This window comes from Comamonas sp. A7-5 (assembly GCF_039581385.1).
Taxonomy (GTDB): Bacteria; Pseudomonadota; Gammaproteobacteria; order Burkholderiales; family Burkholderiaceae_C; genus Comamonas; species Comamonas thiooxydans.
Genome location: NZ_JBCPWO010000002.1, coordinates 25,798 through 39,117, shown reverse-complemented (window position 1 = coordinate 39,117; position 13,320 = coordinate 25,798). Strand labels below are relative to the sequence as shown.

Genomic DNA, 13,320 nt, shown 5'->3' with positions numbered 1-13,320 from the left:
TCAGCCCGCGCGCTTGGTCAGCAAGGCCTTGGCCACGCGCGACTGCGTGGGGCGGCCCAGATGCTCGCTGATGAACTGGCCCGCATCGATCAGCTTGTCGAGGTCGATGCCGGTCTCTATGCCCATGCCCTGCAGCAGATAGATCACGTCTTCGGTGGCCACATTGCCCGTGGCGCCCTTGGCATAGGGACAGCCGCCAAGGCCAGCGACCGATGACTGGAAGTTCCAGACCCCCAGGTCCAGCGCCGCCAGCGTGTTGCTCAGGGCCTGGCCATAGGTATCGTGGAAATGGCCGGACACCTGGTCGAGATCGAAGTGCGCCAGCGTGGCTTCCAGCGCTTTTTGCACCTTGACGGGCGTGCCCACGCCGATGGTGTCGGCCACATCCACGCGCTGCACGCCGATGTTCTTCATGAGCCCGGCCAGATAGCCCACCTTCTCGGGCGCGATCTCGCCCTCGTAGGGGCAGCCCACGGTGCAGCTCATGGCGCCGCGCACGGCAATGCCGGCCTCCAGGGCCGCCTGCACCACAGGCGCAAAGCGCTCGATGCTCTCGGCAATCGAGCAGTTGATGTTGCGCTGGCTGAAGGCCTCGCTGGCCGCACCGAACACCACGATCTCGTCGGGCTTGCCGGCCAGCGCGGCCTCGAAGCCCTTGAGATTCGGCGTGAGCACCGAATACCGCACCCCGCCTCGGCGCGCTATGCCAGCCATGACTTCGGCGTTGTCCGCCATTTGCGGCACCCATTTGGGCGACACATAGCTGGTGACCTCGATCTCCTTGAGACCTGCGTCCTGCAGGCGCTGCACCAGCTCGATCTTGACGCCGGCAGGCACAGGCTGCTTTTCGTTCTGCAGGCCGTCGCGCGGGCCCACATCGATGATCTTGACGCGTGCGGGGTACTTCATTCTTGTCTCCTTGCTATCAATAGCCCTTGCTCAGATCGACCCGACCTGTGACGGGCTCGCCCCGGCTCATGGCTGCGACCTTGCCCACGATCTGGGCAATGCTGTCCGCCGCCAGCGTGCGGGCCGAGGTATGGGGGGTGAGGATGATTCTGGATTGCTTCCAGAACGGGTGATTCTCGGGCAGCGGCTCCTCACGGAACACATCCAGCATGGCGCCGCTGACATGGCCGGACTCGATCTGCGCAATCAGGTCGGCATCGACCACATGGCCGCCGCGCCCCACATTGATCACATAGGCACCGGGCTGCAGCAGCGCCAGCGTTCGGGCGTTGATGATGTCGCGGGTCTCGTCGTGCAGGGGCAGCAGATTGACCAGAATGCGCGTCTCGGACAGAAACCGGTCCAGGCTGTCCATGCCGCTGAAGCATTCAACGCCCTGCAGCTCGCGCGGCGAGCGGCTCCAGCCATTGACCTTGAAATCGAACACCGTCAGCGCCCTGGCCACGCGCTCGCCCATCTTGCCCAGGCCCATCACGCCCACGGGATAGTCCACCCGCCTGGGGTTGCGCTGGTGCTGCCACAGGCCTTGCGCCATATCGGACTCGTACTGATCGAGGCCGCGAAAGAAGCGGATCACGGCCTGGGCCACATACTCGGCCATCTGCACGGCCATGCCCGCATCTTCGAGGCGGTAGACGGGCAGCTCGGCGGGAATGCGCAGCGGCAGCAAGGCATCCACGCCCGCGCCGATGTTGAACATGGCCTTCAGTCCGGCCGCCTGCTCGTCGAGGAACTGCTGGGGCGGCGCCCAGACCAGTGCATAGTCGGCCTGGGGCGCGCCCGGCTCCCAGATGGCAATCTCCGCGCCCGGCAGCGCGTCGTGCAAACCTTTGAGCCAGGGCTCCGGCCGCGTATCGTCACAGCAAAATAAGACTTTCATAGATGCGAAGCCTAACGCTTTGGCATTCCTGCTGCAGACGCAGATGGCCAATGGACCGCTATCAAAAAAGAAGCTTCTTGCGCTTTACCTGTCTTGATTTCATCGTCGAAAGTGACTGAATTCATGGATAGTCCAGCGCAAGCTGCTCTTTTTGTTAAACAGTTCAACCCTGGCCGGATCAGGCGGCCACCTCGATGCGCAGCAGCTCCGCGCCTTCGCTGACCTGGTCGCCGGGAACATACAGCAGCTCCAGCACCACGCCATCGCCGGGAGCGGCAATCGTGTGCTCCATCTTCATGGCCTCCATCACGGCCAGCGGCTGGCCCTTGCTGACCTTGTCGCCGGCCTTGACCGTGAAAGACACCACCTTGCCCGGCATGGGCGCCGTCAGGCGGCCGCCTTCATGGCCGGTATCGCCGGCATGGGCCAGCTGATCGACCACGGTGATCTGGGTGCTGCCCGCCTCGGTGAAGATGGACAGCTGGTCACCCTGGGCATGGACCACGACCACCGTGCGCTTGCCGTCCAGGCCCAGCTCCAGCCGCCCGTCGGCCAGTGCGCGCCACTGCAGCGCGGCATCGCTGCGGCCTTCGCCCTCGCCAATGCCGAGCTGATAGGTCTGCGCCGCCTGCATGCCGCGGCCATAGGCCAGGCCGGCCGTGAAGTCCTCGCCGCGGTAGGCAAAGCCGAAGGAGCGCACATAGCGGCCCGACATGCGCCAGCCGTCGCGGCGGCTGAAGGGGTCTGCACCTTGCGCGGCCTGCTCGCCCTGCAGCTGCCAGGCCATGGCGGCGGCGACGGCCAGGTCGCGGCCCACGAAATCCTTGCCGAACAAGGCCTCGCGCTCACGCTCGATCAGCGCGGTATCGAGCAGGGCATTGGAGAAAGCCTGGCTCTTCACCACCTGGCGCAGAAACTGCACATTGGTCGTCAGGCCCACGATATGGGTCTGGGCCAGCGCCGCGTCCAGACGCGCCAGCGCCTGAGCACGGTCCTCGCCATGGACGATGAGCTTGGCGATCATGGAGTCGTAGAAGGGGCTGATCGCATCGCCCTCGCGCACGCCGTCGTCCACTCGCACATCGCTGATCTCGAAGCTGCTGCACACGGGCTTGCGATAGACGGCCAGATGGCCGGTGGCAGGCAGGAAGTTGTTTTCGGGGTTCTCGGCGCAGATGCGTGCCTCGATGGCATGCCCCTGGATACGAAGCTCCGACTGCGCCTTGGGCAAAGGCTGTCCTGAAGCCACCAGCAGTTGCCACCGCACCAGGTCCTCGCCGGTGATGGCTTCGGTCACGGGGTGCTCCACCTGCAGCCGGGTGTTCATTTCCATGAAGTAGAACTTCATGGCTTCGGGCTGGTCGTAGCCACCGGGCTGCTCGACGATGAACTCCACCGTGCCCGCGCCCACATAGTTCACGGCCTTGGCGGCGGCCACGGCAGCCTCGCCCATCTTCTGGCGCAGCGCGGCAGTCATGCCCGGCGCCGGCGCTTCCTCAAGCACCTTCTGGTGACGGCGCTGCACCGAGCAGTCTCGCTCGAACAGATAGACGCAGTTGCCTTGCGTGTCACCAAACACCTGAATCTCAATATGGCGCGGACGCAGCACGTATTTCTCGATCAGCACGGCATCGTTGCCGAAGCTGTTGATGGCCTCGCGCTTGCAGGACTCCAGCGAAGCCGCAAAGTCCTCGCTCTTTTCCACCAGACGCATGCCCTTGCCGCCGCCGCCCGCGCTGGCCTTGATGAGCACGGGATAGCCGATGCGGTCGGCCTCTTGCTGCAGCAGCTCGGGATTCTGGTCGTGACCGTGATAGCCGGGCACCAGCGGCACGCCGGCTTTTTCCATCAGCTGCTTGGACTCGGCCTTGAGACCCATGGCGCGGATCGCGCTGGCGGGCGGGCCGATGAAGACCAGACCGGCCGCCGCGCAGGCATTGGCAAAGTCTTCGTTCTCGGAGAGAAAGCCATAGCCGGGGTGAATGGCTTCGGCACCCGTGGCCTGGGCCGCCTCCAGAATGCGCTCCCAGCGCAGATAGCTGTCCTTGGGGGCGCTGCCGCCGATGTGCACGGCCTCGTCGCAGGCCGCGACATGCTTGGCCCTGGCATCGGCATCCGAATACACAGCCACGGTCTTCACACCCATGCGACGGGCGGTGGCGGCTACGCGGCAGGCGATTTCACCTCTATTCGCAATCAGAATTTTCTTGAACATATCGTCTCCGGTTATCGGTCAAATCACCACTCAGCGCATATCCATCAAACGCAAGCAGCTATGTTTTTTGCAATGGATCCTGCGCCTCACCACTGCCGCGCAGGCGTCGAAAAATCGCCTTGAGAAAGCGCCAAAGCGCCCAGATCACCAGCCACATCGCAATCACCACGACCAGCAGCACGGCGGCAAACACCAGCGGATTGGTCAGCGCCAGCCAGATGGCGCCCAGCGACACCGTGTCTTCAGCCAGACTGGCTCCCACGTTGGAGAACGGTTCGGGCGAGGTGTTGATGAGGGCACGCGTCGTGGTCTTTGCCGCCTGGCTGGTCGCGGCCAGCGTTCCGCCCATCAAGGCGGCAGCCATGGCCATGGTGGTGCTGTCGGCAGCAAAGACCGAGGCCGCCAGCGCTGCCCCGGCGGGAATGCGCAGCACGCTCTGGAACAGGTCCCAGACCGAGTCGACCACGGGAATCTTGTCGGCAAAGAACTCCACGAACAGCAGACCGCCGCTGATGACCAGCACCATGGGATGCTGCAGCACATGCAGACCGCCGGGCAGCGGCATCAGACCACTTGCCCCCAGCAGGCCCACGACAAACACCACGGCATAGAGGCGAAAGCCGCTGGCCCAGCCCAGAGCCGCGGCCAGCGCAAGCATGGACGCCATGTCCATCTGCCCCACGGCTTGCCCGGCCCTGGCAGCCACATCTGTGACCTGGCCGGCAGCATCGCCCACGGCCCTGGCCGTTTCGGGGTCGATATGCAGGCCGATGCGGTGCAGCCAGTCGATGATGGTTTGCCAGATATCCATGGTGTTCATTCCCTATGTCTCGCCCTGACTCTAAAGCGCCCCGGACACAAGGTTTGTCATCTCATCCAGGCAGCCAGTTGGGTTTGCGCTTGTTGAGAAAGGCCTGCACGCCTTCCTTGCCTTCGCTGCTGGCGCGGATGGTGGCAATCGATTCCACTGTCGCCGCAATCAGCTGCTCGCTGATCTCGCGCTCGGCCATGTCCAGCACCAGGCGCTTGCAGGCCCGAACAGCTGCGGGGCCGGCGCTCAGCAAATGCTTGAGCCAGCCGTCGACCACGGCATCCAGCCCGTCGGCATCGACCACCTCATGCACATAACCGATGCGATGCGCCTCCTGCGCCGAAAAGCGCTCGCCCGTGAGAAAGTAGCGGTGCGCAGCCCTGGCACCCATGGCGCGGATCACATAGGGGCTGATGGTGGCGGGAATCAGGCCGATCTTGACCTCGCTGAGGCAAAAGCCCGCCGTGTCGGCCGCCACCGCCATATCGCAGCAGGCCACCAGGCCCATGCCGCCCGCATAGACATCGCCCTGCACACGCGCAATCGTGGGTTTGGGGCATTCGTAAATGACGCGCAGCATCTCGGCCAGCAAGCCCGCATCGACGCGGTTTTCGTCGCGCGAGTAATCGGCCATGCGGCGCATCCAGTTCAGGTCCGCGCCCGCGCAGAATGCGGGTCCTTCGGCGGCCAGCACCACGGCGCGCACATCGGCACGCTCGCCGACCTGAATGAAGGCGGCGGTGATCTCGGCAATCGCCGCATCGCTGAAGGCGTTGCGAATGGCGGGCTGAGCCAGCGTGACGCGGGCGATGCCGCCGTCCACGGTCAAAGTCAAAGCAGTCATGGCTTGTCTCCCAGTGAGTTAGAGCTTTGCAGTTGCGCAGCCGCCGTACCCGGCAGCTGCTGCATCAGGAATTCACGGACCTGCGGCAACCATTGCCCGATATTGGCTGCACGGTCAAAGAACTGGTGTCCCTCAGCGCCACTGGATGGAGCAAACACCAGTTTCAGGTTCTGGCCTGCGGCCAGATAGCTTTCAGCCATCTTGCGCACCAGCGGCGGGCGAAAGTAGCTATCGTTCTCGGCATAAATCCACAGCTGTGGCACACGGCTGGTGGCGGCAAAGCCGGCCACGGTCTTGAGCAGTTGTGCCTCGCCGCAAACCGCGGCTTTTTCACGCATCTGCGGCTGCGAACCGCGGCCACCGGCAAAGTTGACGACGCCGCGCAAGCCCGCGGGCTGCTGCGCCGCCAGCGCCAGCGACGCAAAGCCGCCGGCGGACTTTCCCAGCAGCAGCACATGCGAGCCATCGACATAGGGCAGCTTTTGCCCGTAAGTCATGATGGCCGCCACATCGCGCGCTGCCTCCTGGGCCGCATGGACGTAGTCGGGGTCATCGCAGCTGCCGTAGCGGTCGGCCAGAGGGCCATCCGATGCGCCATAGCCGCGGCGCAAGCCCGTCACCACCACATAGCCCAGCTCGGCCAGAGCGCGCGCCTGCGGGCCGTAGCGATCGGTCATGGCGTCGCGCGCCTCCTGGCCGCTGGGTGTTCCGTGGCTAAGCACGATCAGCCCCCAAGGACCCTGCCCTTGCGGACGATAGACATGGCCTGCCAACTCGGCGCTGTGCGCAGGCGAATCGCCGCTTGCTGGCACCCAGACCGGAATGCGCGCATCCATGCGCTGCACCGCTGGCTCGGCAGCACCAACCATGGGCATGGCCAACGCAGCCGACAGCAGGACTGGCAGCAAGCAGTTGAGGAAATGGCGACGCGACATGACTGGCAGCCTCTGCCCGCTTACATGCGGAATACGCCGAAGCGCGTGTCTTCAATCGGCGCATTACGCGCGGCAGCCAGGCCCAGCGCCAGCACGCGGCGCGTGTCGGCGGGATCGATCACGCCGTCGTCCCAGAGACGCGCCGTGGCGTAATAGGGATGTCCCTGGTCTTCATACTGCTGGCGGATGGGCGCCTTGAAGCGCTCCTCTTCTTCGGCACTCCAGTTGCCGCCCTTGGCTTCGATACCGTCGCGCTTGACGGTGGCCAGCACGCTGGCCGCCTGCTCGCCGCCCATGACGCTGATGCGCGCGTTGGGCCACATCCAGAGGAAGCGGGGCGAATAGGCGCGGCCGCACATGCCGTAATTGCCCGCGCCAAAGCTGCCACCGATGATGATGGTGAACTTGGGCACCGCTGCCGTGGCCACGGCCGTGACCAGCTTGGCGCCGTGGCGGGCAATGCCTTCGTTCTCGTATTTGCGGCCGACCATAAAGCCCGTGATGTTCTGCAGGAACACCAGTGGCACCTTGCGCTGGCAGCACAGCTCGATGAAGTGTGCACCCTTGACGGCCGACTCGGAAAACAGAATGCCGTTGTTGGCGATGATGCCGACCTGCATGCCCTCGATGCGCGCAAAGCCGCAGACCAGGGTATTGCCGAAGCGGGCCTTGAACTCGTCGAACTGGCTGCCGTCCACGATGCGGGCGATGATCTCGCGCACATCGAAGGGCTTGCGCGTATCGACGGGAATCACGCCATACAGCTCTTCGCTCTCGAACAGCGGCGCCGCTGGCGTATGGTCGGTCTGCGACTGGGGCTTGTCCTTGTTCAGGTTTGCCACTGCCTGGCGTGCCAGCGCCAGTGCATGCAGATCGTTCTCGGCCAGATGGTCGGCCACACCCGACAGGCGTGTGTGCACATCGCCGCCGCCCAGGTCCTCGGCACTGACCACCTCGCCGGTGGCCGCCTTGACCAGAGGAGGGCCGCCCAGAAAGATGGTGCCCTGGTTCTTGACGATGATGGACTCGTCGCTCATGGCCGGCACATAGGCGCCGCCTGCGGTGCACGAACCCATGACCACGGCGATCTGGGCGATGCCCTGCGCGCTCATATTGGCCTGGTTGTAGAAGATGCGGCCGAAATGCTCGCGGTCGGGGAAGACCTCGTCCTGATTGGGCAGGTTGGCACCGCCCGAGTCCACCAGATAGATGCAGGGCAGACGGTTCTGCGCGGCCACTTCCTGCGCGCGCAGATGCTTTTTCACCGTCATCGGGTAGTAGGTTCCGCCCTTCACGGTGGCATCGTTGCAGACGATCATGCAGTCCACGCCGCTGACGCGACCCACGCCGACAATCACGCCGGCGCCCGGTGCATCGTTGTTGTACATATTGAGCGCGGCCAGCGGCGACAGCTCCAGAAACGGCGTGCCGGGGTCCAGCAGCCGCTGCACGCGCTCGCGCGGCAGCAGCTTGCCGCGCGCCACATGCTTGGCGCGCGCGGCTTCATTGCCGCCCAGCGCGTTCTGATCGCAGCGTGCATGCAGCTCATTGACCAGCGCCTGCATGGCTGCGGCGTTGGCCAGGAAATCTGCCGAACGCGGATTCAGTTGTGTGCCCAGAATGCTCATCGCTTGCCTCTTAAAAAATGATTGCCCCCTGAGCGGCTGCGCCGCTTCCCCCCGAGGGGGGCGACGACCTCGCTGCGGGGCGGCCCTTGCTGGCCGTCCCGAGCTTGGCACACGCCTGTTTCAGGGGTTACGGCTCGTACTTTGCCGCTTGATAACTGATGTGAGAACTTGGTTTTTTTCTTGCTCAGACACAGCGCTGCCACGGCAGTTGAAGAAAATGCCTCATGCACGCTGTTGAAACTGTTCTGCTTGTCTTGCTGCTGGGAGCGCTGACAGGCATTGTGGCCCGCTATATCCGGGCCATTCCCCTGCCTCTGATTCAGATCGCGCTGGGTGCGCTGATTGCCTGGCCGCAAGCCGGCCTGCACATCGCATTCGACCCCGAGCTGTTCCTGTTGCTCTTCATTCCGCCGCTGCTGTTCGCCGACGGCTGGCGCATCCCCAAGCGTGAATTCTTTGCACTGGCCAAGCCGATCTTGCTGCTGGCCCTGGGCCTGGTGCTGTTCACCGTACTGGGCCTGGGCTATCTCGTCCACTGGATGATTCCCGAGATTCCGCTGACCGTGGCCTTTGCCCTGGCCGCCGTGATCTCGCCCACCGATGCCGTGGCCGTTTCGGCCATCACGCGCAATCTGGGCATGCCCGAGAAGACCATGCATGTGCTGGAGGGCGAGTCGCTGCTCAACGACGCATCGGGCCTGGTGGCGCTGAAATTTGCGATTGCAGCCACGCTGACCGGCATGTTCTCCTGGGGCGAAGTCGCCAAGGAATTCACCTGGATGGCCGTCGGCGGCCTGGGTGTGGGAGCGCTGATAGGCTGGGGCTTCAGCCATGCGCGCGGCACCATCACACGCCGCCTGGGCGATGTCGCTGCCACGCAGATGGTGTTGCTGCTGGTTCTGCTGCCTTTTGCCGCCTATATCGTGGGCGAAAAAATCGGTGTCTCCGGCATTCTGGCTGCCGTGGCCGCCGGCATCGCCACCAATTTCGCCGACCTGGAACGCAGCAGCTACATCAGCGAACGCCTGCAGACCGAAGGCACCTGGAGCATGGTGGAAGCTGCCTTCAACGGAGCCATCTTCCTGCTGCTGGGCCTGCAGCTGCCATCCATCATCGGCGTGCCGCTGCATCAGGCTGGCCATGACTGGTGGATTCTGGTCGGCTATGTGGCCGCGATTTCGTTTGCGCTGCTGCTGATGCGCTGGATCTGGCTGGTGCTGGGTGTGCATGGCTCGCTGCTGCGCGCCCACCGGCAGGGCAAGATGTCCGAGCGTCCCTCGCCACTGCTGAATCTGGCCACCACGCTGGCCGGCATTCGCGGCGCGGTCACGCTGGCCGGTGCGCTGTCCGTGCCCATGCTGCTGAACAACGGCCAGCCCTTCCCGGGCCGCGACATACTGGTCTTTCTCGCCACCGGCACCATTTTGTTCACACTGGTGATCGGTGCCGTGGGCCTGCCCATCGTGCTGCGCCATCTGCCCCCGCACGAAGAGTCGCCCACCGTGCGCGAGGAGCGCCTGGCCCGTGAACAGGCCTGCATGGCGGCCATGGCCAAGCTCACGCTGAGCGAGGAGGAAATGCAGCACCGCGACCCCGAATGGGTGGCGATGCGCCAGGAGGTCAACGGCCACCTGACCCAGGAATACCGTAACCGCATCCAGTTGCTCGACGACGGCAGCGGCGCCGCGCAAAGCATAGAGCTGCTGCGCGAAGCACCCGAAGTCGTGCGCCAGCGCAAGCTGCGCTATGTGATGGAGATCGAAACCCGCATCGAGTGCATTCATGCCGAGCGGGACTTTTACTACGCCGAAAGACAGGCCCATCGCATCAACGACGAATCGCTGCGCAGCCTGGTCAGCGAGCTGGACATGCAGGAAATCGCCATGCGCAAGCGCCTCGCGGTCGCCCGCCGCGCCGCCGGTCTGCCCATGACCAGCACGCACGCCAACCACTAATTCAGAGACGCCCAGCAAGAGCCGCCTCGCGGCACGGGCGTCGTCCCCCTTGGGGGGCACCCGGTGCAGGGAAGGTGCGAAGCAGCTCAGGGGGTAGCGCATATTCAGGCCGTCTTGATCACGCGCAGATCCAGCAACTCGATCATCTCGTCGCGAATCTTGAACTTCTGGATCTTGCCCGTCACCGTCATCGGGAAGGCCTGGACAAAGCGGATATAGCGCGGCACCTTGTAGTGCGCAATCTGCCCCTTGCAGAAGTCGCGCACCTCATCCTCGCCGAGCTCAAGACCGGGCTTGACAATGATCCAGGCACAGAGCTCCTCGCCATAGCGCACATCGGGCACGCCCACCACCTGCACATCCTGCACCTTGGGATGGCGATAGAGGAATTCCTCGATCTCACGCGGATAGATGTTCTCGCCGCCACGGATCACCATGTCTTTGATGCGGCCCACGATATTCACATAGCCTTCGGCATCCATGGTCGCCAGATCGCCGGTGTGCATCCACTGCTCGGCATCGATGGCCTCGCGGGTTCGGGCCTCGTCTTCCCAGTAGCCGTGCATGACGGAATAGCCACGCGTGCACAGCTCGCCCGACAGGCCGGGCGGCATGATCTCGCCCGTGGACGGGTCCACGATCTTCACCTCCAGATGCGGCTGCACCTTGCCCACGGTGGCAACGCGCTTTTCCAGCGGCGTGTCGGCATCGCTCTGGCAGCTCACGGGACTGGTTTCGGTCATGCCGTAGGCGATGGTGATTTCGCTCAGATGCATGTCGCGCACCACACGCTTCATCACCTCGATGGGACAGGGCGAGCCGGCCATGATGCCGGTGCGCAGCGTGGACAGATCGAACTCGGCAAAGCGCGGATGGTCGAGCTCGGCGATGAACATGGTGGGCACGCCGTGCAGACCCGTGCATTTCTCGGCCTGCACTGCCTCCAGCACGGTGATGGGGTCAAAGCCATCATTGGGATAGACAATGGTCGAGCCATGGGTGAAGCAGGCCAGATTGCCCAGCACCATGCCGAAACAGTGATACAGCGGCACGGGAATGCACAGTCGGTCCTCGGGCGTGAGGCGCATGCATTCGCCAATGAAAAAGCCGTTGTTGAGGATGTTGCGGTGTGTCAGCGTCGCCCCCTTGGGGAAGCCCGTGGTGCCGCTCGTGAACTGGATATTGATGGGGTCGCGGTTGCTGAGCGTGGCCGCAATCGCATCAATGCGCTCATCCGCACTGGTTCCTTGCGCCATCAGCTGCGAAAAACGCAGCATGCCGGGCTGTTCGGCGTCCAGATCCACCGCACCTGGGCCGGCCGCACCTGAGCCGGCCGCACCTGGGCCGGTAGCATCAATCCACACCACGGTGCGCAAGGCCGGCAGGCGTTTGGATTGCAACTGACCTGGCGCGCAGCTCGTCAGCTCGGGCGCCAGCTCGCGCAGCATGCCCAGATAGTCGCTGGTCTTGAAGCGCGGCATGGACACCAGCGCCTTGCAACCCACCTTGTTGAGTGCATATTCGACTTCGGCGGTGCGATAGGCAGGGTTGATATTGACCAGCACCAGGCCCACCTGAGCCGTGGCCAGCTGCATCAGCACCCACTCGGCGTTGTTATGGCTCCAGATACCCACCCGGTCACCTTTGACCAGCCCTTGCGACAGCAGCGCGCTGGCCAGCTGGCGCGCTGCCACATGCAGCTGGGCATAGCTGTAGCGCAGACCCTGATGACGGCTGACCAGCGCGTCACGCGGGCCCTGGCGCTGTGCCATTGCAGCAAAAAAATCGCCAATCGTCTGCTCGATCAGCGGCACATCCGTGCGCCCCTTGGCATAGCTGGCGGTCAGCGCGTTCACTTGCGATGGCATGGTCTTGTGTCTCCTTGCGTGCCGGCAGCCACCTGCGAACTGGCTGCGCAGCGTCCATTCAGCACCGTTTTCTGCGCCTCAGAATAAGGGCAAGCCCTGTCCAGAAGAGGTCACAAAGGTTGCAATAATTGCCAAATGCTCACCCCCTCTCTGGTCAAGACTCCACTACCGCACCATGCCAGCTCCGTGCTCAAATCGCACCCGGCAATTACCCCCATGGCGTTTGTCAAAGCCATTGTCAGCGCTTATGAAGCCAGGCAGATGTCAGCGCTAGGAGCTCTGGAAAAGGCACAAATCCCGCCAGATCTGATTAACGATGCCAACGAGCGCATCACGGCCCTGCAGATGGAGGCACTATCCGATGCAGCCATGCGCGAGCTGGACGATGAAGCCTTGGGCTGGTTCGAGCGTCGCCTGCCCTGGGGCAGCTACGGCATGCTGGCCCGCGCCAGCATCAGCGCACCGCAATTGGGCCTGGCGCTGGCGCGCTGGTGCCGACATCACGGCCTGATTGCGCAGGACATACAGCTGCAGCTCAGCGAGCAGGCCGGCATTGCCACCCTTACCCTGCATGAAAGCCGTCCACTGGGCGCCATGCGCGAGTTCTGCATGGTATCGGTGCTGCGCAATATCCACGGCTTTGCCAGCTGGTTGATCAACGAACCGATCAGCCTGCTGCATGCCAGCTTTCCGTTTGCCGAGCCCGCGCATGCCGATGTCTACAAGGTGCTTTTCGCACCGGGCAGCATCGCTTTTGATGCCCCCGTCGCCAGTCTGCAGTTTGAAGCACGCTGGCTGCAGGCACCGCTGGCGCGCGACGAGGCCGCCCTCAACCGGATGCTGCAGCGTGCCTTGCCGATCCAGGTGCGCCCCTACCAACGCGAGAAGACTCTGGTGCAGCGCGTGCGCCATCTGCTGGCCGCCAGCGGGGAGGAACAGCAGACGGCTGAAACGCTGTCCCGCCAGCTGCATCTGTCGCAGCGCAGCCTGCACCGCCAGCTCAAGGAAGAAGGTATTTCGCTGCAGGCCCTCAAGGACGATATCCGGCGTGAACGCGCGATTGCGCTGCTGCTGCGCACCAGCCGCCCCATCAAGCGCGTGGCCCAGGCCTGCGGCTTTCTCAACGACAAAAGCTTTATCCGCGCCTTTCGCCTCTGGACAGGGCTCTCCCCTTCGGAATTCCGCAAAACCGCCGGCCAGCGCGCCGCCTGACGC

At 64.1% G+C, this 13,320-nt stretch carries 10 protein-coding genes; 2 read left to right on the top strand and 8 right to left on the bottom strand.

Annotation, left to right across the window (positions count from 1 at the left end):
* From AAIL67_RS03175 to AAIL67_RS03145, 7 genes are all read right to left on the bottom strand, one after another.
* Complete coding sequence (locus tag AAIL67_RS03175; protein WP_343483386.1) at positions 1–909, bottom strand: hydroxymethylglutaryl-CoA lyase; 909 nt, start codon at positions 907–909, stop codon at positions 1–3.
* A 16-nt stretch (positions 910–925) separates the two neighbouring features.
* Positions 926–1,849, bottom strand: coding sequence for a glyoxylate/hydroxypyruvate reductase A (locus tag AAIL67_RS03170; protein ID WP_343483385.1), 924 nt, complete (start codon positions 1,847–1,849; stop codon positions 926–928).
* Positions 1,850–2,027: 178 nt separating this feature from the next.
* Positions 2,028–4,064 carry an acetyl/propionyl/methylcrotonyl-CoA carboxylase subunit alpha gene (locus tag AAIL67_RS03165; RefSeq protein WP_063662031.1) on the bottom strand — a complete coding sequence of 679 codons (2,037 nt, stop codon included), beginning with the start codon at positions 4,062–4,064 and terminating at the stop codon, positions 2,028–2,030.
* A 58-nt stretch (positions 4,065–4,122) separates the two neighbouring features.
* Positions 4,123–4,875: a DUF4126 domain-containing protein gene (locus AAIL67_RS03160; RefSeq protein ID WP_059439718.1), complete on the bottom strand. Its 753-nt coding sequence runs from the start codon at positions 4,873–4,875 to the stop codon at positions 4,123–4,125.
* A gap of 61 nt (positions 4,876–4,936) precedes the next feature.
* Entirely contained in the window at positions 4,937–5,719 is a 783-nt protein-coding gene (locus tag AAIL67_RS03155; protein ID WP_034357118.1) for an enoyl-CoA hydratase/isomerase family protein, read from the bottom strand.
* On the bottom strand, positions 5,716–6,654 hold the full coding sequence (locus AAIL67_RS03150; RefSeq protein ID WP_063662034.1) for a CocE/NonD family hydrolase: 939 nt from the start codon (positions 6,652–6,654) through the stop codon (positions 5,716–5,718). The genes AAIL67_RS03155 and AAIL67_RS03150 overlap by 4 nt, the downstream gene beginning before the upstream one ends.
* A gap of 20 nt (positions 6,655–6,674) precedes the next feature.
* Positions 6,675–8,282, bottom strand: coding sequence for a carboxyl transferase domain-containing protein (locus AAIL67_RS03145; RefSeq protein WP_034357113.1), 1,608 nt, complete (start codon positions 8,280–8,282; stop codon positions 6,675–6,677).
* 224 nt (positions 8,283–8,506) lie between these two features.
* On the opposite strand from AAIL67_RS03145, the gene AAIL67_RS03140 reads away from it, so the two are divergent.
* Positions 8,507–10,237: a Na+/H+ antiporter gene (locus AAIL67_RS03140; RefSeq protein WP_063662036.1), complete on the top strand. Its 1,731-nt coding sequence runs from the start codon at positions 8,507–8,509 to the stop codon at positions 10,235–10,237.
* A 104-nt stretch (positions 10,238–10,341) separates the two neighbouring features.
* On the opposite strand, the gene AAIL67_RS03135 is transcribed toward AAIL67_RS03140, so the two are convergent.
* Positions 10,342–12,105 (bottom strand): AMP-binding protein, encoded by a 1,764-nt coding sequence (locus AAIL67_RS03135; protein ID WP_063662039.1) that lies wholly within the window; start codon positions 12,103–12,105, stop codon positions 10,342–10,344.
* 135 nt (positions 12,106–12,240) lie between these two features.
* On the opposite strand from AAIL67_RS03135, the gene AAIL67_RS03130 reads away from it, so the two are divergent.
* On the top strand, positions 12,241–13,317 hold the full coding sequence (locus tag AAIL67_RS03130) for an AraC family transcriptional regulator (protein WP_059439714.1): 1,077 nt from the start codon (positions 12,241–12,243) through the stop codon (positions 13,315–13,317).
* Positions 13,318–13,320 lie beyond the last annotated feature (3 nt).